The organism is Candidatus Vicinibacter proximus, assembly GCA_016713905.1.
Classification (GTDB): domain Bacteria; phylum Bacteroidota; class Bacteroidia; order Chitinophagales; family Saprospiraceae; genus Vicinibacter; species Vicinibacter proximus.
On record JADJOE010000003.1, the window covers coordinates 365,428 to 388,657 of the forward strand.

13 protein-coding genes are annotated in these 23,230 nt (G+C 37.8%); 5 read left to right on the forward strand and 8 right to left on the reverse strand.

The genetic code is table 11. The features are described from left to right. Positions 1-89 precede the first annotated feature (89 nt). From IPJ83_10055 to IPJ83_10070, 4 genes are all read right to left on the reverse strand, one after another. A complete protein-coding gene (locus tag IPJ83_10055) occupies positions 90-1,289 on the reverse strand; it encodes a pyridoxal phosphate-dependent aminotransferase (GenBank protein ID MBK7880882.1) in 1,200 nt (399 codons plus the stop codon). 77 nt (positions 1,290-1,366) lie between these two features. Further along, positions 1,367-3,424, reverse strand: coding sequence for an Omp28-related outer membrane protein (locus IPJ83_10060; GenBank protein MBK7880883.1), 2,058 nt, complete (start codon positions 3,422-3,424; stop codon positions 1,367-1,369). A gap of 131 nt (positions 3,425-3,555) precedes the next feature. After that, positions 3,556-7,011 carry a hypothetical protein gene (locus IPJ83_10065; protein MBK7880884.1) on the reverse strand — a complete coding sequence of 1,152 codons (3,456 nt, stop codon included), beginning with the start codon at positions 7,009-7,011 and terminating at the stop codon, positions 3,556-3,558. A 205-nt stretch (positions 7,012-7,216) separates the two neighbouring features. After that, complete coding sequence (locus tag IPJ83_10070; GenBank protein MBK7880885.1) at positions 7,217-9,259, reverse strand: S9 family peptidase; 2,043 nt, start codon at positions 9,257-9,259, stop codon at positions 7,217-7,219. 107 nt (positions 9,260-9,366) lie between these two features. On the opposite strand from IPJ83_10070, the gene IPJ83_10075 reads away from it, so the two are divergent. Both IPJ83_10075 and smc read left to right on the forward strand, forming a co-directional pair. Further along, positions 9,367-10,710, forward strand: coding sequence for an MATE family efflux transporter (locus tag IPJ83_10075; protein MBK7880886.1), 1,344 nt, complete (start codon positions 9,367-9,369; stop codon positions 10,708-10,710). 159 nt (positions 10,711-10,869) lie between these two features. Further along, positions 10,870-14,424 (forward strand): chromosome segregation protein SMC, encoded by a 3,555-nt coding sequence (gene smc, locus IPJ83_10080; protein ID MBK7880887.1) that lies wholly within the window; start codon positions 10,870-10,872, stop codon positions 14,422-14,424. A 14-nt stretch (positions 14,425-14,438) separates the two neighbouring features. Here smc and IPJ83_10085 read toward each other — a convergent pair whose 3' ends face one another. From IPJ83_10085 to IPJ83_10095, 3 genes are all read right to left on the reverse strand, one after another. Further along, positions 14,439-14,891, reverse strand: coding sequence for a type I restriction enzyme HsdR N-terminal domain-containing protein (locus tag IPJ83_10085; GenBank protein ID MBK7880888.1), 453 nt, complete (start codon positions 14,889-14,891; stop codon positions 14,439-14,441). Beyond that, positions 14,891-17,170, reverse strand: coding sequence for a hypothetical protein (locus IPJ83_10090; GenBank protein MBK7880889.1), 2,280 nt, complete (start codon positions 17,168-17,170; stop codon positions 14,891-14,893). The genes IPJ83_10085 and IPJ83_10090 overlap by 1 nt, the downstream gene beginning before the upstream one ends. A gap of 76 nt (positions 17,171-17,246) precedes the next feature. Next, on the reverse strand, positions 17,247-18,587 hold the full coding sequence (locus IPJ83_10095; GenBank protein ID MBK7880890.1) for a dihydroorotase: 1,341 nt from the start codon (positions 18,585-18,587) through the stop codon (positions 17,247-17,249). 46 nt (positions 18,588-18,633) lie between these two features. Here IPJ83_10095 and IPJ83_10100 point away from each other — a divergent pair, with 46 nt between their 5' ends. Beyond that, positions 18,634-19,785, forward strand: a complete 1,152-nt coding sequence (locus tag IPJ83_10100; protein MBK7880891.1) for a 5-(carboxyamino)imidazole ribonucleotide synthase — start codon at positions 18,634-18,636, stop codon at positions 19,783-19,785. 26 nt (positions 19,786-19,811) lie between these two features. Beyond that, positions 19,812-20,279, forward strand: coding sequence for a 5-(carboxyamino)imidazole ribonucleotide mutase (purE, locus tag IPJ83_10105; protein ID MBK7880892.1), 468 nt, complete (start codon positions 19,812-19,814; stop codon positions 20,277-20,279). A gap of 152 nt (positions 20,280-20,431) precedes the next feature. On the opposite strand, the gene IPJ83_10110 is transcribed toward purE, so the two are convergent. After that, the gene (locus IPJ83_10110; protein MBK7880893.1) at positions 20,432-22,678 is read right to left on the reverse strand and encodes a hypothetical protein; all 2,247 of its coding nucleotides are present in this window, start codon (positions 22,676-22,678) and stop codon (positions 20,432-20,434) included. Positions 22,679-22,906: 228 nt separating this feature from the next. Between IPJ83_10110 and IPJ83_10115 the strand changes: the two genes are divergently transcribed. Next, positions 22,907-23,224 (forward strand): hypothetical protein, encoded by a 318-nt coding sequence (locus IPJ83_10115; GenBank protein ID MBK7880894.1) that lies wholly within the window; start codon positions 22,907-22,909, stop codon positions 23,222-23,224. The last annotated feature ends 6 nt before the right edge of the window (positions 23,225-23,230 follow it).

A 23,230-nucleotide genomic window follows, 5' to 3' on the forward strand; every position in this document is an offset into this window, starting at 1 on the left:
ACAATTTTCTGATACTGAGATTATCTATCTAATAGGAGAGGGTAAAGGTTTTTAATACTATAATTTAAGTAAAACATAAAACTCTATTCCTAGTTTAACTTTGCTAAAGCAGATTTTATCCTTTGGATTGCTTCCACAATCTTTTCTTCAGAAAGTGAATAGGAGATTCTAAGGCAATTGGGGGCACCAAACGCATCCCCGCTGACCACTGCGACATGAGCCTCTGAAAGGAGGAATAAGGCCAGATCCTCTGCATCTTTAATAAAATAACCTTGATAAGACTTATCAAAATAATGGTCAACCTGAGGAAGGATATAAAAAGCACCTTTAGGTCGATTGACTTTCCATTCGGGTATTTCTTTGATCAAATCCAACAATAGATCGCGTCTGTTGTGAAAGGCTTGCACCATGGCATAGGTGCTGTCCAGATCATGGTTTAAAGCATAAGCCCCGGCCCGCTGAGTAAAGGATGCCGCGCCACTGGTAAATTGGCCCTGTACCTTTGTGCAAGCCAGTATAACCTCTTTAGGTGCACCCATATAGCCTAATCTCCAGCCCGTCATGGAAAAACCTTTAGAGAAACCATTGATGGTAGCAGTTCTTGCATTCATCCCTTCCAAGGAGCCAATACTGGTGTGCTTTTCATCAAAAATGATGTGTTCGTATATTTCATCAGAAACCACAAGGATGTCCGGGTAATCCTTTAAAATATCGGCTATGCCTTTTAGATAATCCAGGGCAAATACAGTTCCTGTTGGATTGCATGGGGATGAAAAAACAACCATTCGGGATTTAGGGCCAATAGCATTTCTCAATAATTCCAGATTCGGTTTATAATCGGATTCGACTGTTGACTCTAATAATACAGGTGTCCCACCGGCCATTTTAATAATTTCATAATAGGAGACCCAATAAGGAGAAAATAGGATGACCTCATCTCCACTTTCCAGCAAAGCAAAGCAGAGATTTGCAAAACTTTGTTTGGCGCCATTTGAAACTAAAATTTCATCAGGACTGTAGTGCAATCCATTTTGCTCACTGAATTTTTTAGAAATGGCATTCCTGATTTCCAACGTTCCAGCTACAGGAGTGTATTTTGTATATCCAAGATCAATAGATTCCTTTGCTTTCTCTTTAATGTGAATGGGGGTATCAAAATCAGGCTCCCCAAGACTTAAATTAATAATGTCAAATCCCTTTGAAGCCATTTCCCTGGCTTGCTGTGCCATCCGGAGTGTTGCAGACTCATTCATGGCTGCAACTCGTGATGAAATTCTAAACTTACTCATTGGTGCCGCAAAGGTCTAAATAAAAAAGGAAGTACCCAAGAGAATGGATACTTCCTTACATATTTTTTAGCTTTAGATTAATGGTTAACTACTAGTTTTCTAGTCTGATAGTTTTGACCAATTTTTAGTTTAATCAGGTACGAGCCGTTTTCAAAAGCTTCGGTGTTAACTGGAATCATCATTTCTCCACTTAATACACCATAGTTTCTGCTTTGAACCAATTGGCCTAGCATGTCTACTATTTCAATACTGACTTGCGTTGGATCGATAAGATTCAAATCAATATTGGCATAATCTGCAGCTGGATTAGGTGCCAACTTTATTACATTTGGTGCAGGGGAAGGATTCTCTACAGAAGTATAAAGGCCATTTGCCACTGCTTGAGCAATGGTTGTTTGGGTGGCATTAACGATTTCGCCATCAGGGCCTAAGAGCAATCCAACCAATTCAAGGTTTGCCTCTTTCCATGTAATCGGAACATTTAAGGAGTAAGTGATAAAGTAAGTTGACCCGGAGTTGATCTTAGTAGGTAAGAAGCCTGAAATTCCATCATATCCATCGAGGATAGCTCTGGCTACGTGGTTGTAGGTCATTCTAGACGCAGGGACAGGATTAGGTAATTTTTCATAACCTCCCATTGGACCACGCGCACCACCTGAATAAGTATTTGCCTGATTGAATTTGGCACCTGTTCCTTTGACGCCATTTTCGGTGATCACTAAATTGAATCTGTAATCTCCGTTTAAATTTTCTAAAAAGTCAGCTCGTACAGAGATATTCAAATCACCTGTGGTGGCATTCCATGTTGCACCATTTGTAAGCTTTACTGGAGTTTTTTCAACAATGGAGCTATAGAATTCAGCTTCCAGGTCTAATGGATCAGATATGGTTTTTCGATTGTTTACCACACTAGGAAAGCCTGGAAAACCTGGAAAACTAGTTAAGCCCCTATCATAAACAGGAACAGTCATGGTATCCTGATTGTGGACTGCAATGCCAATAAAATGTTCAGGATAAGTTCTGGCCATGGAATCCATGTAAACTGCTCCTCTTGGACACCATTGACACCAGGTTCCTGTAGCTTCTTCAGAAACCACTTTTTTAAATTCTGCAGGAACAACACCTGTAAGAGTGCTTTTCTTTAGATTGTTACTAAGATTGTCATCCGCCACGCCATTCACTTTTGTGATTTCAACAGAAAGTTCATTTTGTCCTGCAAGATATTTTACGGCTGGTAAATCAATAACCTGAAATCCTAAAGAAGCAATTTTCAAATTATTAAATGTAGATACCTGTGTCGCTCCATTACCTAATTTATAGCTAATTTCCAAAGAATTGATCGCAGTATTGCCAAGGTTTCTTACCTGCATGGTACCAGCAGAGTTTAAATCTGCAAGAAATTGTGGCTTGTACCCAATAAGCAGAAGGGTGGCATCCAAATTAGGTTTTACAAATGGGACATAATCATAACTGATGTCATCTATGTAAAAAGTAGAACCATTGCCACGTGTCTCAGTACCTGTTACATAGTTTGGATAAATATCTATGGATGCTATTGTGTTGTTTGGGTTTGCAAATTTAGCTACAGTTACATCGTTCAATTTTACTTCCCAATTATTGTCTGTGAGATCAGCAATGAGGGTGTATTTTACCCATGTCTCCGGAGCATAATCCACTTCACACAAATAACCATTAGCAGAACTTCCAAGCGTTGCACGGAATTTACCATCCCCGTCAAAATAATTATCCAAAGCCCAGGTTGTACCTATGGTAGCTTTGGCCTGGAAATTAAAATACGCTGCCTGGTCTGACAATACATAAATCCACATTTCGTATGTCAATTTTCCAATGTTTTTTTCACCACCAAATGGTAGAACCAAGTCAGTAGGGCCACCAGCAGTAGTTGCTGCTTCAAATCGAATGGATTTAGTTCCGGATTTAGCATTTTCATCTGTGATGAGAGCATCTTCCTGAGTTCCCTCACCTGTGGCTCCAGACCAAACAGTCCAATAGGTCGAACTTTTTGCAACATAATCGCCAACCTTATAAGACTCTACATCGTCAGAAAAAGTATTCTGAGCGCCAAGACCTAAAAGGGAAAAGCAAAAGCAAATAGCAAGTAAATTTCTTTTCATTTTGTAGATTAATATTAGTTTAACAATGAGCCAAATATACGGAATATGCATTTTATATACGGAGAGATATAAAACAAAAACACATTATACATTCGCAAATGTATAATGTGTTTTAATCCAAGTAGTAATATCTATCTTAGAAATTTGAAAGGTCTTGTATCGTAACTATACCTGGTCTTTAATACATACATTCCCGGTAAATATTGATGGATTCTAACCAGCATTCTGTTACTGGTTTTCTCTATAATTTGAGTTGAAAGGGTACGTCCACCAAGGTCAAATACTTCCAATTCAAAACCTGATGGGAACGGGAAAATAGATTCCACTACCAGTCCCGAAGTGCTGCCATATACCTGAAGATCCTCCAATGTAAAGAATCCTTTTCCAATTCCAAAGCAATTTAGTGGTTCGAATTCAGCAGCTTTACAGCACTTTTCATTATCGTTTTCACAAATTTTTATGAAATCATAGCTCAAGCCACTCTTTTTAAAGTTTTCTATCACTATTGGAAGGTCACTGTAAGCATAAAATCCAATAGACCCTTTCCTGTCGAATACATCAAAACCAACGCCTTTAGTTCCTTTGTGTCCGAAATTAATCCGTACTGAATATTGATTGGTTCCGGTACATTCTAGTGGGGTCACTTCCAGGTTGAAAATCTCACAGGATTCTCCCTTCTGCTCACAACATACTGTTCCCAAATTTAGCTCGCGGGCACATTTCTCATTGGCGCAATCTCTAAAAATAAATTCGTATTTGGTAACACAATCTCCTTTCAGAGGACCTATTTTTATGGGCAAACTGTCGTAATTGAATTTACCATAATCTTTGCCATTGCCTTTTAGCGTAAAACATTCCGAGTTATTGTGGTGGGCAAAATTGAAACTAATGTAAAACTCACCTTCCTTGCACTGCGTTTTTTCATATTTAATCTCTCCGATCTCACAATTGCCTTGAGTTTCACAGCAAACCTTCCCAACATTGACCTCACGGGCACAACGTTCATTTTTACAATCTATGAATGCAAAACTGTAATTGGTTGCGCAATCTCCTTTAAATGGGCCGATTTTAATCGGTTGAGGAGTATATGGGAAAGTTCCATAATCATGCCCATTGCCTTTTAACCTGAAGCATTCAGAGGTATTTGCATAAGGAAACTTAAAGAATAGATAAAATTGCCCTTCTTTGCAATCGGATCTTTCCCATTTGATTTCTCCGATCTCGCAATTTCCTTGGGCTTCACAGCAGACTTTTCCTATATTGAATTCTCGACCACAGCGCTCATTTTTGCAGTCGATCACTGCGAAACTGTAATTGGTTGTGCAATCCCCTTTGAGAGGGCCTATTTTGATTGGTAGTTGGGCATAGGTGAAGGTTCCATAATCTTGTCCATTGCCTTTCACCTTAAAACAATCGGATGTATTTTTATAAGCAAAATTCATTACCACGTAGAACTGTCCTTCCTTGCATGCAGTTTTTTCCCACTTTATTTCACCGATCTCACAATTTCCTTGAGCTTCACAACAGATCTTACCTATATTTACTTCACGTACACATTTTTCATTTTTACAATCGATGAAGGCGAAACTGTAATTGGTTGTACAATCTCCTTTGAATGGACCTATTTTAATAGGTTGAGGAGTATAAGGGAAAGTACCATAATCATGTCCATTACCTTTTATCCTAAAACACTCAGAGGTATTTGCATAAGGGAACTTAAATAATAAATAAAATTGCCCTTCCTTACATTCCGTTTTTTCCCATTTGATTTCTCCTATTTCACAATTGCCCTGAGCTTCGCAACAGACTTTTCCCACATTAACTTCACGACCACAGCGTTCATTTTTGCAGTCGATCACTGCGAAACCGTAATTGGTTGTGCAATCCCCTTTGAGTGGACCTATTTTGATTGGTAATTGGGTATAGGCGAAGGTTCCATAATCTTGTCCATTGCCTTTCACCCTAAAACAATCGGATGTATTTTTATAAGCAAAATTCATTACCACGTAAAACTGTCCTTCCTTGCATGTCGTTTTTTCCCACTTTATTTCTCCAATTTCACAATTGCCCTGAGCTTCGCAACAGACTTTGCCTACATTAACCTCGCGGGCACACTTTTCATTTTTACAATCGATAAATGCAAAGCTGTAGTTGGTGGTACAATCTCCTTTGAATGGACCGATTTTAATTGGTTGCGGTGTATAAGGGAAGGTACCATAATCCTGTCCATTACCTTTTATCCTAAAACATTCAGAAGTATTTGCATAAGCAAATTTAAACAATAAGTAAAATTGCCCTTCTTGGCAATCCGTTTTTTCCCACTTTATTTCTCCAATCTCACAATTGCCTTGAGCTTCGCAACAAACTTTTCCAACATTTACTTCACGACCACAGCGCTCATTTTTGCAGTCGATAACTGCGAAACTGTAATTGGTTGTGCAATCCCCTTTGAGAGGGCCTATTTTGATTGGTAGTTGGGCATAGGTGAAGGTTCCATAATCTTGTCCGTTACCTTTCACCTTAAAACAGTCAGAAGTATTTTTATAGGCAAAATTCATTACCAAATAGAACTGTCCTTCCTTGCATGCAGTTTTTTCCCACTTTATTTCTCCTATTTCACAATTGCTCTGAGCTTCACAGCACACTTTTCCAACATTCACTTCACGAGCGCAATGTTCATTTTTACAATCGATGAACGCGAAGCTATAATTGGTGGTACAATCTCCTTTGAATGGTCCGATTTTAATTGGCTGAGGGGTATAAGGGAAAGAGCCATAATCTTGTCCATTGCCTTTTATCCTAAAACACTCAGAGGTGTTTGCATAAGGAAATTTAAATAATAGATAAAATTGACCTTCTTTACAGTCCGTTTTTTCCCACTTTATTTCTCCTATCTCACAATCGCCTTGAGCTTCGCAGCAGACTTTACCGTAAACACTGTCTAATCGGCATCTTTCATTTTGTGCATCAAATATTACAAATTCGTAAGAAGTCTCACAATTTCCTTTGAGTGGTCCGATTTTTACAGGAAGCGTTTTGTAGCTATAGGTACCATATTTAACTCCATTTCCTTGTACTTTAAAACTGTCCGATGTATTTTTATAATTGAAATTCAGAGTCATGTAGAACTCCTTCTCAGCGGTGCAATCAGATTTTTTTAATTGCAACTCAGATAACATGCAATCTCCTTTGGCAGGACAGCAAACAGTTCCTAATGATTTACTGATGTTACATGGTTCATTTTGGCAATCAATTACAATGAATTCGTATTCAGTTTTACAATCCCCTTTAAATGGTCCAAGTTTAATTGGTAGGCTTGTATAAGGAAATTCTCCATAACTGTGTCCATTCCCCTTCACTCTAAAACACTCAGAAGTGTTTTGGTAACTAAAATTAATGGTCACGTAAAACTCTCCACCTTGAGTGCAATCTGATTGTTTGAGTTCCAGCTCACTTAGCATACATTCCTCTAAACTACTTATGCCGCCGAAACCAGCATTGACAGGTGCTTTTGCGGTTGTTCCATATAAGTCTGAAATGGAAAGAAATGTACTAAAAGCAAGCAGTAAAAGGTTGATTTTTTTCATAACTGGGTAGACTGATTTGAGTATATGACCTGAGTCTTGCATTAACTGTTGCCTGACCTGGTAAAAATACCAGCATAAAGTTACTGAAAGTATAGCAATTTGTGAAGGTTTTAGGTAGTTATTATTACCATTCTAAAGGGGAATACTAAAAATCTTAATACTTTCGAATTGCTGGAAATTGAAGAAAAATCGTTCAAAAATCATGTCAACCCAATAAATGAAGCATAAAAGCATATTCTCTGGCGGTCTCCCGGTATTGCTTAAATCTTCCGGAAGCCCCACTATGGCCCGTATTCATATCACAAATGAAGATTAAAGGAGTGTCGTTTGTTTTATAAGATCTGATTTTTGCTACCCATTTTGCCGGTTCCCAATATTGGACCTGAGAATCGTGATAACCTGTCCGAACAAACATGGCCGGGTAATTTTGGAAGGCAACATTGTCGTAAGGGGAATAAGACTTTAAATAATGATAATACACTTCATTCGCAGGATTTCCCCATTCATCATATTCTCCGGTCGTCAAAGGAATGTCTTCATCCAGCATAGTGGTCACTACATCTACAAATGGAACGGCTGCCAGAATGCCCTTCCACAATTCAGGTCGCATATTGGCAATGGCACCCATCAAAAGACCTCCTGCCGAGCCTCCGGAGGCAAAGAGTTTGTCTGGCCGGGTGTATTTTTCTGAAATTAAAAATTCCGCACAATGGATAAAATCGGTAAAGGTGTTTTTCTTTTCTAAAAACTTGCCGCTTTCATACCAGGAACGCCCTAATTCCTGGCCACCACGCACGTGTGCAATAGCAAATGCAAAATTCCGGTCCAAGAGACTCTTTCTTGAAATGCTGAAGGTTGGATCTACAGAAATTCCGTAAGAACCATATCCATAAAGTAAGAGTGGATGCGATCCATCCTTTATAAAATTTTTATGGTAGACTATGGATATGGGGATCAATGTTTTGTCAGAAGCTGTTGCGTATATTCTTTCTGTGCGGTAATCTTGTGGGTTATAGCCTCCTTCTACTTTTTGGACTCTAAGAATCTTTAGAATTTGATCTTCAAAATGATATTCATAGATTGTCGGAGGGGTTTTAAGGGAAGTAAAAAGAATGCGAAGGTAGCCGCATTCAATTTCCGGATTAACTGAAAATACCGATGTATAAACATCTTCGTCAAATGCAATGTAATATGAACTTGAATGGCCTGGAAATACATGGATTTTTAGAATCCCCTCACTTCTTTCTGACAAAACCAAATAGTCCTTAAATAATTCAAAATCTTCTACCAGAATCTTATCGTTATAAGGTAAGAGGGATCTCCAATTGTCGATTACGGTATTTTGATCTTCACAAATCATCATTCCAAAATTAGGACCCATTTTATTTGTCCGGATAAACCAATCCTGGTCTTTGTGATCAATATAATATTCAAGGTTTTTGATCCGCCCTTGAAAGAGATTTAGTTTGTTTTCTGCATGTGTGGCGTCGATATATCGATATTCCGATTCAAGAGCTGATGTGGAATGAATCAATATATATTTTTTGTCTTTTGTTTTGCCAACGGATACGTAAAAAGTCTCATCTTCTTCCTCATAAATTAATTTGTCCTGTTGGAAATCATTGCCTATTTCATGCAGCATAACCCTATATTCCCTGAGAGTTTCATCTTTTGTAACGTAATATAGGTTCTTTGAATCATTGGTCCAGGCCAGACAGGTACTTGAATTGGGTATTTTCATTGGGAAGACTTCTCCTGTTTCGAGATTCTTCAAGCAGACTGAATAAATTCTTCTGCTTTGCAAATCTTCAGTATAAGCCAGAAATTTATTATCGGGACTTATGGCCATACTTCCCACATGGTAATAATTATGGCCTTCTGCCATTTGGTTTACATTAAGAATAACTTCTTCCTTATTCTCCAATGAATTTTCATATCGCACGTAAACAGGATATTCTTTATGCTCTTCAAACTTTGTTTTATACCAGTATCCATTAACGAAATAGGGTGCAGATTCATCGTTTTGAACAATACGTCGTGTGATTTCCTCAAATAATTTGTTTTCCAATTCTTCAAAAACAGAGCACATTTGGTTTCCGTATTGGTTCTCCTCTTCGAGGTAAGCAAGGACATCCGGGTGATCTCTTTCATTCAGCCAAAAATAGGGGTCTACCCTAATGTCACCATGACTTTCAAGTTCTTTGGAGGATAATTTTGCTGTCGGTGCGGGAATCTTTGGGAATTTCATAAAATTTGTATTGTGATGCAAAACAAACAAAGTTTAGGGAATTAATAAGAAATCATAAACTATTGCCTGGTATTGGGGATGTGATTTATCTTTAGGCATCTAAGTAGATGAAGGAATTTATACATAACGCTAAAAGGCTTCTTTTACTGGCCGTTCCCATAATGTTGGGTTCAGCCGGACAAAATGTTATTGCATTAACAGACAGCCTGTTTCTATACGGTTACGATGAAAAGGATTTTGCAGCCGTTGGTTTTGTAAGTGTTTTTTATCTTGTAATATCTTCCATTGCCTATGGTTTTTCTAAAGGAGGGCAGATCATTATTGCCAGAAAATATGGGGAAAGATCTCCAACTGCAGTAAAAAAGTACTTTTACGCAATTCTCTTTTTTGAACTGGTAGTTGGTCTTTTTATCTTCATCATACTTAAATTCTTTTCCACGGATATACTTTCCTTGTTTGTCAAATCTCAGGTAATTCTGCAAAAATCACTTGAATTTATTGAATATAGAATTTATGGTTTGGTCTTTGCCTATGTCGGACTCGCCTTTTTATCCCTTTACATGGGAATCGGCAGGCCTAAGATTATTTTGATTGATACGGTCTTTTTAGGATTGACGAACATATTATTGTGCTACCTTTTGGTTTATGGGAAAGCTGGATTTCCGGAGATGGGTATTGCAGGGGCAGGATTGGCAAGTTCCCTTGCAGAAATTGCAGCTTTTGTCTTCTTTCTGGTTTATATTCTTTTGGATAAGGATCTAAAGCCATTCGATCTGTTTTCCATACCCCATATTGAGCCGGCCGAATTAAGGAATATTTACAAATTGAGTTTACCCATTCTGATGCAATCTGTTATTGGGATTGCAAGCTGGTTTATCTTCTTTAGTTTTATTGAAAAACTTGGCGAACGGGCTTTAGCCATTTCCAACTTATTGCGGGTGGTCTATCTCATCTTCACCATTCCATGTTGGGGTTTTGCAGCCGCCATTAATACCATGGTGAGCAAGACCATTGGTCGAAAAAGGGAGCAGAGAGTACTTAAGCAAGTATATCATTCCTCCTTAATTTCACTGGCGGTTACCACGATAGTCTCTTTTCCTTTTCTGATTTTTGCCCAGACTTTAATGTATCCTTTTTTAGGAGGAGGAGATACCGCTTTGTTTCAAGAATCCCTTCCGTACTTTAAAATTCTGTTTGCGATTTTGATGGTAGCCTCATTTTCAAATATTTTTTTTAACGGGGTGAGTGGCGCTGGAGAGACTTCCAAAGGATTGAATATTCAGATTATAGGTTCCTTGCTTTATTTGGGGATCACTTGGGTAGCCATTCTATATCCTGAAACTTTAGGGTTGAAATGGGCCTGGTATGGTGAAATTGTATATTGGCTTAGCCAATGCCTGTTGTCATGGTGGGTGCTCAAATCAGGAAAGTGGTATTTTATTAAATTTTAAAATTAATGTAATTTTTTTTCACCTTTTGTAATGTCTTGATTCAGGCATCCTAAAATAGTTAAAATATTTATATATAATTGATAGTGAGCTGTTTGTATAAAGCGTGCTGTTTTATATTCAGAAAACTTATATAAATCTTTTCTATATTTTTGCAGCCTTATGAGACTTAAGAAAATAGAAGTCAAAGGTTTTAAAAGCTTTGCTGACGAGACTGTGATCCATTTTAATGAGGCAGTGACAGGTATTGTTGGCCCTAATGGATCAGGGAAATCAAATATTGTGGATGCGATCAGATGGGTCCTTGGAGAGCAAAAAGGAAGGGAATTGCGCTTGGAGCAAATGTCTGATGTGATTTTTAATGGCACTAAAAAAAGGAAAGAAGCACCGCTTGCCCATGTAAGTCTTACCTTCGAAAACACAAAAAATCTGCTTCCGGTAGAGTATCATACCGTCAACATCTCAAGGTTTTTGTACAGAAGTGGAGAGAGCGAATATCGTTTAAATAATGTCACTTGCAGGTTAAAGGACATCACTTCGCTGTTTATGGATACGGGCATTGGATCCGATTCTTATGCAATTATTGCTTTGGGAATGGTCGAGGATATCTTGTCCAATAAGGAATCTGCAAGGCGAAAAATGTTTGAGCAAGCTGCGGGAATTTCAAAATACAAAAGCAGGAAAAGAGAGTCCATAAATAAATTAAAGGCGACCACTGAAGACCTGGCACGAATTGAAGATCTTTTGTTTGAAATCAATAACAATCTGGTAGAATTAGAAAAACAGGCAAAAAGGGCTAAGAAGTTTTTTGAAATGCGGGATAAATATAGAAATTCCGGATTAAGGCTGGCTTTTTTATCTGTTGTAAGTCTTAAAGAAAAGATTCAAAATACTTCCAAAATTATTGACGAGCAAGTCATAAAATTGCAAGAGCAAGAGGTCAAGCTTCACCAATCTGAGGCAGAGCTGGAACAATTCAAGAAATCACATCTTGACAAGGAGAAAAGTCTCAGTGAGTATCAGAAAAAAGTAAACGAACTTTTAGATCAAATCAGGGGCATTGAAACAGAGATTCAAGTTAAAGATCAAAAAAAGTTCTTTAATGTAACGCAACAGGAAGCACTGAAACAAAGTAATTCCGAAGCAGGCACTAAACTGGAAGTGATTGCTCAGGATATATTGCTACTTCATTCTGAAATTGAAAAAACACAGAATGAATTCAATAAGCTTCACCTTCAAACTACAGAGCTTCAATCTGACTACGAATCCAAGCAATTAAAGTTTGATGAATTAAAATCCGGGGTAGATCAGTACCAAATTCAGAAGGAAGCCATTGAAAAAAGTGTTTTTGAATTAGAAAAGGACCTTGCGATAAAAAGAAACCAGCTTGAAAATCTTCAAGCTGATTCTAAAAGAAATGCTGATGAACTTGCATTCCGCACAGAAGAATTTTCCCATTTCAATAAGGATATTAAAGATCTGGAAAGCAACCTTCAAAGCGTTCAGGAAAAAATAGCTCTATTAAATAAGCAAGAAGAAGATCGAAAGGCAAAACTATCTATTCTTCAGACTGAAATTGAGACTCACACACAAAGTGTGGCCGCAGCCAATAGAAAGAAGGATGCCAGGAAAAACGAATACGACTTATTGAAATCGATGGTCGAAAAGCTTGAAGGATTTCCTGAGTCTATAAAATTTCTTCATCAGAATTGGCGTAAGGATGTTCCCGTACTTACGGATCTTATTTATACTGAAGAAAAATACCGATCAGCAATAGAATCATTTTTAGAACCTTATCTTAATTATCATGTAGTGAGTAATGAAGATGAGGCTATTCAGGCCATCAGACTGCTTCATGGCAATGCTAAGGGTAAGGCTAATTTTTTTATTTTAAGTAAATTTAAAAACGAAAAAATAGTTCCTGCTGACATTCCAGGATTTAAATCTGCAATTTCTTTGATTGAGTCTGATGCACTCTATCAACCGCTTTTGTTTTCATTGCTTAACAATGTGTATGTTAAGGATGCTGAATCTTACCTTGAAGATGTAATGGATTTTCCGGAAGATGTAACGGTGATCAGTTTGAGTGGTTCTATCATACGACAGAAGAATTCCATTTCAGGAGGATCGGTAGGCTTATTTGAAGGGAAAAAACTAGGTCGTAAAAAGCATCTTGAGAAACTTGAATTGGATCTTAAAACAATTGAGCTGGAAGTTTTGGAGCTCGATAGAACTTTATCTCAGCTTAAACATGATTACAAACAAGTTGAACTGATTAATAAAGAAGGAGAGCTGAATGCAGCAAGAAAAGAAGAAAGTAGTTTGCTTCAATCTCTTGCACAAATGTCCACCAAAGTTCAACATTTCAATGATTTAAAAAAGCAATTTGAGGAGCGAATTGCAGGTAATGATATAAAGTATAATGAGATTCAGCACCAAAGAGAAAACAATCAAGCAAAAGTAGAAGCTCTTAAGGTTGAACTTAATCAACTTTTAAACAGTATTACGCAAACCGATTTGGTTTTCAATACGATTTCAACAGAATTAACGTCCGCTGCGACCTTATATAATCAGTCAAGGTTAGAAGTACTTAAATGGGAAAATAAGCTGGACAATATTAAAAAAGACCTTGAATATCGTCAAAGACAACATGACGAAACCAAACAACAACTTGAGCTTAATTCAAAGCGTCTTCAGGACTACCAGGTTGAATTGGAAGAGTTAGAGAAAGGTTTGGCGGAGGATAAAAATCAACTGGTCGAACGATTTGAATATCGAAAAACGATTGAATCAGATTTGACCCATTTGGAACAGGATTATTATGAGATCCGGAATACAATTACAGGTCAGGAAACGCAAATCAGAAGTTATCAAAAGGCCATATTGGAGTATCAATCTTCCATCAATACTTTGAAAGATCAAAGGTCTGAAAGCAATTATAAAATTCAATCTACTGTCGAAAGAGCTGAGTTAGAATTCAACACGCCTTTGGATAAATACGTTCCTGAGGAGGAGGTAGAACAGATGGACGAAGATGCCTTAAGAGACAGAGTCATGTATTATAAGGTTAGATTGGATAATTATGGGGAAATTAACCCAATGGCATTGGAGGCTTATGAGGAAATGAAAGGAAGATATGAGCGAATTCAACTTCAGAAAGAAGATATTCTTAAAGCTCAGGACAGTCTGCTTCAGACCATAAAGGAAATTGAAGAAACAGCAACTGCCAGTTTTATGAATGCCTTCAATCAGGTTCGTGTTCACTTCCAGGATGTGTTCCGTTCTTTGTTTACCAGTGATGATGATTGCGATTTAGTGCTGCTTGATGAAATGGATCCCCTGGAATGTGATATTGACATTATTGCAAAACCGAAGGGTAAGCGTCCGAAATCCATTCATCAATTAAGTGGTGGTGAAAAAACACTGACCGCAATTGCTTTGTTGTTTTCTCTTTATTTATTGAAGCCGGCACCTTTTTGTATTTTTGATGAAGTAGATGCTCCACTCGATGATATCAATATTGATAAATTTAATCACATCATCAGAAAATTCAGCAAAGATTCCCAATTCGTGATCATCACACACAACAAGCTTACCATGGCCGAAGTAGATGTTTTATATGGGGTATATATGGAAGAGATGGGTGTTTCAAATGTTACTGCTGTTGATTTTAGAAATTATGATCACGACATTGTTCTTTCTGAAATGGAAGGATGACCATCCATTGTTCTCTACAAATTTCTGGAAAACACAGGCAGTTGATCGATAAATTGAAAGCTTTTTAATTCGTGATCAATTTTTGCAATTAAAGTCGACCTGCCATTTGTGACTGCAAGGTATGGTGCATGTACAATAAAATTGTAATTAGCTGCCTGATCAAGTACACTTTGTGTAATGGGGATTTCATAGGATTTACATTCAATGATAATCATTGGATTACCGGAAGAATGGTTTACAACCAAATCAAATCTTTTTTTAAATCCGCCATAAACAATTTGTTTTTCAACAGACATATTAGCCAGACTGTATTGAAGGTCGACGTGCAAATGTTGTATAAATAACTGTCTTACAATTTCTTCAGGAGAGGCAACGATCCATTTTCTTCTTACCGGATCATAAATTTGATTTTTTTCGTTTCGTTTGATCAGGCTGAAATGATTTTCCAATGAAAAATTTCCGCCCATCAGACTGAATGCAGCTTAGTGTTTTTAATTGGTGTAAATAAATTTCTCTCTGAAGAAGGCCAAAAACTTTTCAATTGGAACAATTGATTCGTTTCCACATTTTCGATTTCAAATCCTGCGACTTCCATACATTTTAGAAAATGCCATTGCCATTCCAGTTGTTGGATATTGAGGGAAGCGGTTGAAAACAGTTGATCAGCCAACCATATTTTTTTATGTGTTGATTTGTGCATCAATAATTCACTTAATCTTTCTGCCCCATCTTGTTCATCCAGTTGAATGGCATTCCATTCGGCCCCGCTAAGTTGAATAAATAATTGTTCTAGTTCTTTTGGTAAAAAACTAAGTGCCAGGTTTTTTGAGTTAACCAGAACTTTTAATTTTGGAAAGTTGGATAAAATAAAATTGGCAAGTCCATTGATGTGGGTTGTAACTTCCGTGGGGTGAAGATCAAAGAGAATATTTTTTAATCTAGAAGGTGGGGCCTGATTAAGTGCAATGTTGAATTCAGCAATAGAAGAGAATTCTTCATGAATACTGATGTAATGGTGAGTAGATTTACCAAACTTAGCAAACTGTTGTTCTTCCTCGGTGGGACAAAGATTCCAAACCTCGTCCCATGAAGCTTGCGTGAGGGTTGGGAAATATTCTCGATGTGAATTTTCTAATATGATGATGGGAAAAATTTCAGCAAGCTGTGGAATTAATTGGTAATATTCAGACAGCGTATGCTTATTCTTTTGATTATTCTTCAGACTTTCATAAAGACCGGGCTCCTTGTCGATTAATTTGTAAAGGGTTTGGTGTTGTTTTTGCTCATATTTAGAGAGAAGGTAGGTAGTCCATTGGGATTTAATTTGTGCAACACCTGTTTTAAAATCCCTGATCCATTCAGGAATAAACTCTGCATTGTAGTCAAAGAATTGTTTAAGATTGTTGTCCTGGTAATGTCGTTTTAATTCAATTTCCCATTGGTCAGGATGCACAAATTGTAACTGATCTAAAATTACTTTTTGGCGTTCTGTAAGGAGATTGTATTGGGTTTTCCAATCAAAAAACTGGGCAAATGCATCAGAAGATTGAAGAATGTCCTCTGCAATAGTTATGTCATTTTCGATAGACTGTATGAGCTCAGGAAGTGTTTCAGAATTCAGTTGAACCGTCTTATGTATAATTCCAGATGTATTCATATCATTCTGCCATTTTATGGCACGATCAAGAATGTTTTTTATACTCAGTACAACTTCTCTGTCTCTGATATCTGCGATCTTTATGGACTTTAAGGTGCGATTGAGATAATTGCTTATTTCCGGTCTTAAATCTGATAATGTGGGTATTTCATTTCGGTAATTAAATGCAATAAATTCAGAAGTATCGGTCTGTCTTAAAAAACTTCTATATTTTTCAAATTTTTCTACTGTAAGCTGGTGTTTCAGAAACCATTCCGATTGATCGGATGGATTTGAATTTAACCATTTTAATTCCGAAATAATTTTTGAAAATTGATGACAGATCCGTTTGTTTTCACAGATGTACCATAAGTCTAAATATTCCTTTAGATCGTTAAGGATTTGAATTCCTGTTTTTTTCCATTGATATAAAAAGTGAGAGAGATAAGTCCAGGCTTCATCCCGAAGAAAGAGTTCAAAAAGTTTTTCATTGAGCTGATTTAAAGGATGTGTTTCGTGAAGCCTGCCGTCTTTACAGGTTTTAAAAGATTCCAATAAATTGATCAAACTTTGAAATTCTCTCTGCATCAAAGGTTCATGCAAATTGCTGATACGGGAGATTTCACCTTTGTTACTTTGCTCTGACAAAATGACTTTAGATACCAAACTTACAAAATTGTCTTGTGGACCTACCTTAGTTTGATATAGGGTATCATAGGTTTCTTTCAGGTTTTGGTGGGTGATTTTTAATGATTTACTCAGGTTTTCAAATTGTTCCAGATTTAATTTTCCAGGGACGGTAACGGGCGCAAATTGTAATAATTTTTGCTCAATTTCCGATCTGGAATGAGTAAAAAGAAAACATAAAGGTTGTAATTGGAACTCTTGAATGATTTCATCCAAAAGACGAATATGGTCGGGTTGATCTATGAGGATAAGGGTTTTTCTTTGGGTCAGTAAATTCCGGATTATTTTATTACAAATCCATAGTTTACGGGCATTTTGATTCAAGGGTCTGATGTGTATATTGGACTCAGTTTCTGAGATCAACATGGATTGAGCGACATCATCCGGCATCGGATACAAGTAAATAAAAGAGTCCTGATCCATTTTTGGTTATATGTTTTAGCTACAAATATATATAAAAATATTATATATGAGTGTAGCCTCAGCAGATATTTATCTATTAATTTCGATCAAAGCTCAACCGGGCTCCATGGGAAATGGGTAAAACTTTATGGCCATCGAAGGCCAAATGCCCATTGACAAAGGTGCTTAAAATTTTCCCTTCAAGAATTGCGCCTTCTATTGGCGACCAACCACACTTATATAGTAAATCCTCTTTTCTAACGGTTAAGTGTGAAGTGGGGTCTAAGATTACCAGATCAGCAAAATACTCTTCTCTTAGAAATCCCCGGTTTTTAATACCAAAGCATATTGCAGGGTTATGTGCCATTTTCTCTACAATGAACTCTATTCCCCAGCCATGTTCTTTGCCCAAAGTGAGCATTATATTCAATGGGTGTTGCACAAGTGGGAGTCCGGAAGGTGCTTCAAGATAGTCTCTTGATTTCTCTTCCAGGGTATGCGGCGCGTGATCTGTCGCAATTACATCAATTTTTCCTTCTTTCAATGCCTTGCAAAGTGTCTGTTTATCGATTTCTGTTTTGATCGCAGGATTGCATTTAATTAAATTACCCAATCGGGCATAATCTCTATCGTCAAAATAAAGATGGTGGACACAAACTTCACAGGTAATTCTTTTATTTTCCAGCGGAATGTTATGGTTGAACATTTCTGTTTCTTGCGCAGTAGTCAGATGCAGTACATGTAAACGGGTATCGTGTTTTTTAGCCAGGGAAATAGCCAAACCGGAAGAAATCATGCATGCCTCGTGGTTGCGTATAATTGGATGTTCTGATTCAGGTATTTTATTTCCATACTTAATTAAAGCCTTTTCCAAATTCTTTCGAATCGTTGCTTCATCTTCACAATGTGTAGCAATGAGTACGGGGGCCCTGGAAAACAATGCCTCAAGCGTATTAGGCTCGTCCACCAGCATACCTCCAGTGCTGGACCCCATGAATACTTTTATTCCGCAGACTTGATCATAATTTACCCGCAAAACATGTTCTAGATTATCGTTAGAAACCCCCATGTAAAAGGAATAGTTTGCCATTGATTTTTGAGCGGCTATCTCATATTTGGCTTCCAGTATTTCCGGTGTTAAGGCATTGGGAATGGTGTTGGGCATTTCCATAAAACTTGTGACCCCTCCAGCTAAAGCAGCTGAACTCTCTGTGTGAATATCGGCTTTATGTGTCAATCCCGGCTCCCGGAAGTGAACCTGATCATCAATACAACCTGGAATTAGCAATTTTCCGTTCACATCAATGACCTCTGCTTCAGGGTGGCTAATGTTTCTGTCGATGCGTTTGATTCTATCCCCATAAACAAGTAAGTCTGATTCAAATGATCTTCCCTCATTGACCAGGATGGCATTTTTAAAGAGTTTGTAATTTTTCATCGCACCTTTATTATTGTTTTTTCAATCTTTGCAGGTAAATGTTATCATGTCATATAAACCTTCAGAAAAGAAAATCGGTTTCCTGGGTGCAGGCCAATTGGGAAAAATGTTAGCCCAGGAGGCTTCTAAACTGGATCTCGAACTTCATTTCCTAGACAAAAGTAAAGATTATCCTGCCGGTAAGGTAAGTCGATTTGTTACTGAGGGAGATTTTAAGGATTTCGATGATGTAATTCATTTTGGGAAAACAGTGGATGTCCTGTCTATTGAAATTGAACAGGTAAATGTGGATGCTTTGAGTCAACTGGAAAAGGATGGAATTAAGGTTTTACCACAGCCTGAAATCATTAAATTGATCCAGGATAAAGGAATGCAAAAACAATTTTTGCTGTCTCATGGATTTCCTACCGCCCCCTTTACTCTGTTTGAGTCGCCAGATTCTATCGTATCCATGGTCCATACCGGCATGATAAAATTTCCATTTGTCCAGAAGTTGAGGCAGGGTGGATATGATGGAAAAGGGGTTGAAATCATTCGTTCATTTGAGGACATGCACAAACTGATGGAAGGACCCTGTTTGGTTGAGCAAATGGCCAATATTGATAAGGAAATCAGCATCATCACGGTAAGAAGTGAACAAGGAGAAATCAAAACTTACCCGGCTGTAGAGATGTTGTTTCATCCTACTGCGAATCTTGTTGAATTTCTTTTATGTCCGGCTGAAATTTCAGAGCAAGATCTTGTTCTGGCGAACAGACTAGCCTTGGAAATCACCCAGCAGTTGGAGATAGTTGGATTGTTAGCCATTGAGTTGTTTGTAAACAAAGATGGGGGAGTGTGGATCAATGAGATGGCTCCGAGGCCTCATAACAGTGGACACCATACCTTAGACAATGGTGCAACGTCTCAGTTTGAAAATCACCTAAGGGCAATATTAAATTTACCGCTCGGTCATACAGACACAGATCAGTGGTCTATAATGGTTAACTTATTGGGCTCAGAAAATTTTTCTGGTTCTGCAGTATATGAAGGAATTGAAGAGTGTTTAAAAATACCTGGTGTACACATACACCTATATGGGAAGGAAGAAACCAGGCCACATCGTAAAATGGGACATGTTACGATTACAGACAAGGATTTGGCAAGCTGCAGGGAAAAAGCTAATTTCGTGCAACAAACCTTAAAAGTAAAAGCTTGAGTAAAATTATACAAGTGGGTATTATCATGGGTTCTGACAGTGATCTTGCTGTGATGCAAGAAGCTGCCACCCTTTTAGACTCTTTTGATGTGTATTATGAAACGCGAATAGTTTCAGCGCACCGAACGCCTCAGCATATGATGGATTACGCAAGCTCTGCAAGAGACCGTGGGATAAAAATCATTATTGCAGGGGCCGGTGGAGCCGCTCATCTGCCTGGGATGGTCGCTTCTGTGACCACTTTGCCAGTCATTGGCGTTCCGGTAAAATCCTCCAACTCCATCGATGGGTGGGATTCCATATTATCCATTCTTCAAATGCCAAATGGGGTGCCAGTAGCAACGGTTGCTCTGAATGCAGCTAAAAATGCAGGGATCCTTGCAGTGGAAATATTATCACTTTCAGATCCTTCTCTGGCTATCCGTTTACAAGAATTCAAACTACAAATGGCTCAACAGGTTTTAGCCAAAGATGACAAATTAAAGAATAACTAAAAGGATATAGTCTCTTTCTAAATTTGGAGAAGTACGGCTAACTAAATTGATTATCTAATTTAGTTCACAAAGGATTTTTAGTGCCCAAAATTTATTCCAATAAAAAAGCCGGAAACAGTAAGCTGCCTCCGGCTCTTAAATTTTTATACTAATTATTTTGAAATTTGAATTTTTCCGTATAGTTGATGTTTGCTATCGGTTAAATGGTAAAAAATTACACCGCTCGGGAGATCGACGTTAGGTTGAATCATCCATAGCTGATTTCCTTTTTCAAAAGTTTGAGTAAATTTTTCCAATGATTTCCCTTCCGCATTAAATAAATTTAAGGAAAGTTGGGATCGTTCAGGAACATAAATATCCAAATGAAAAGGGCCCTTAGAAAGAGGATTTGGGTAAAGATTATGAATGGTAATTTTCTCTTGAACCAATTGCTCTTTAAGGGCATCAAATTCATTGGATCTTTCAATCAGTTCTAAAGCAGTTTGTACAGTTTTGCTTTCCTCCAGATCCCCGATTCTCACTGCTATGAAATCAGAATGCTCCATCGAAGTTTTCAATGTTTTATAACTGAGATATTCAGGTATAAATTCCGACAATGGATTGGTTGGAGATTTGAAGGAAAATGCTGTTGGGACAAATCGCCATTTTTTTGGAATCTGATTCAGCAATTTTGTTCCATTGATTACAGAATACAACAAATCAAAGTCCGCATGGGTAATTTGACCATCACTGTTGACATCTGCCGCCAAAATTTTATATGGAGAGGTTATTTTTTGTGTGCCAAGAACATGACGGAGTAATACGATCGCATCATAAACGTCTATTCCTTCGAGATCCTCTTTGGCTGATTTGGGAACAACCATATAGTCCTTATCTTTTTTAACATCAATGAAAGCAAAATTTCCATCCTCTCTATTCATTTTTTCTTCAGCCATTATGCCGAAAACTGTATCTCGTTTTTCTTTGAAGATGGTATCTCTTTTTTGGATGTAATAGATAGTTCCACTTGAAGCCCTAATGGTATCGTAACGAATAAAAGGAAATGTATCTCTGGTAACATTTATTTTAAATGCAGTCATGTCCATTAAGGATAATTTTACTTCTTTCAGTCCTGATTTATTTTCCAGGAAAATCTGGCCTTGGATAGAAAGGGTAGGAGGGCGGGTTGTTAGGCTATCCTTCCTTTTACAGTTTGGAATTCGTGCATTGTTGTTTTGGATTTCAATGATTGTTTTACAGAAGGATTGATTGCCAGCAGAATCCGTGACCCACATCTCTACTTCGTTCTTTCCCAGTTGATCACAAGTAAATATTCTGTTCATTTCTCTTACATCAGAAGAGAATGAGAATCTCAAGTTTTTATAACCACATTTATGGTAGGATCCATGGTCAAGATCTTTTGCCCATACTTCGATCATTCCGGCATCTACAGTGCCATCCTTATTGCTGTCAACAGGCATTAAGGCCACAATAATTCCGGTTAAACAGTATGGGGTTGGTGGTATTTTATTTACCACAGTTACTTTTACCTCACATTTCAGTTCTATGCCACACCCATATTCAGCAATGAAATAAAATTTGGTAGTACCCAGAGGATAGTCTCCACTGGCATCTGGCCCACTGCTCTTGGCATATGGAGAGGTGTTTCTGATTTTTAATAAGTAACCACATTTTGTAAAGCCTTTTGCCGAATCCAGTTTTACATAAGTTCCTTTGCAGTCAAGAGAGGCTTGGACTACAGTGTCTTTTGGGCATTTTAAGGATGCTGTAGAGTCTTTCAGGACCAGTTTGATAACCTGAGTATAGGTCCATATGCCGGTAGGATATTTAGAGTTGGGCACGTATTGACACCAATCGATAACTTTCCAGTCGCGCAAAATTTTCATGCAGCCATCGGCCACCGTGAACTTCATGTCTTTATAGGTATACATGGGTTGGCTGCAACCTCGTTTGTTGAAAGTAGGGTAATTAAATCCTTTCGGCAAATTTCCAGGGTCCGCGTTTGGGTTGCACCCTTCCAACTCCAAGGATTTTGGCCAGACAATATCCGCATAGCCAAAAAGATTTCCACTTGCAAGAATGGAAATAGTTTGGCTGCAAGTATGAAGTTGCCAATTTTTATCTTCATACTCCCAGGTTCTTGTGATCGTACCAATTCCACAGGAGTTTGTATTCTTGGTGACCTTGGGAGGAGGTGCATCTTTTTTAATATAATTTTCCCAGAGCCAGGCCTTTCCCCATTTGTCAAGATTGGACAGATCCTCTGTACAATTGACCGTTACATCGTGTGGGCATTCCAGCCATACACTGAGTGGAGCCGCTGTGGAGCCTGGGGAGTTTAAGGCAAAAAAGAATACAGCACAGCTAAGGCTCAAGAAACCTTGAATCGCAGTTTTCATTAAATAATGATTTAAAAATTAATAAATAAAAAAGCTGAGTTTGGGAGTCAGTTGTGCAGTAATCAATGGCAAATATAATAAAAAATTATAATATGTAAATATATATTTGAATGAGGGCTGATCCGGAATTGTTTAATTTTTCACCGGAAAGGTTGAAACCAATTTATAGAAGCAGATTGAAATAAGTTCTGTATTTTTGATGCAATTTTAAAAGCAAAAAATCAAAAAATGGCAAAATTCATTCTGCAATTGTCTTTCTTATTAGTGGTGACACTGTTTGTTTCTTGTAAAGACGATGCCAAAAAGTCTGGAGATACTCAGTCAGCTCCAACTTCTACCAACGCTCAGCCAGCACAAACGGCACCTTCCACTCAGGTTCCGTCAAATTTCACACCATCACAAGGTCCTCCACCATCCACTCCTCAGAATGCTAATGGAGTTTGGCATTTTACATGTCCTAAAGGATGTGAGGGAGGAGCAGGAGAAGCTGTAGCTTGTGCAAAATGTGGCACAACACTTACCCACAACCAGGCGTATCATCAATAATCATTG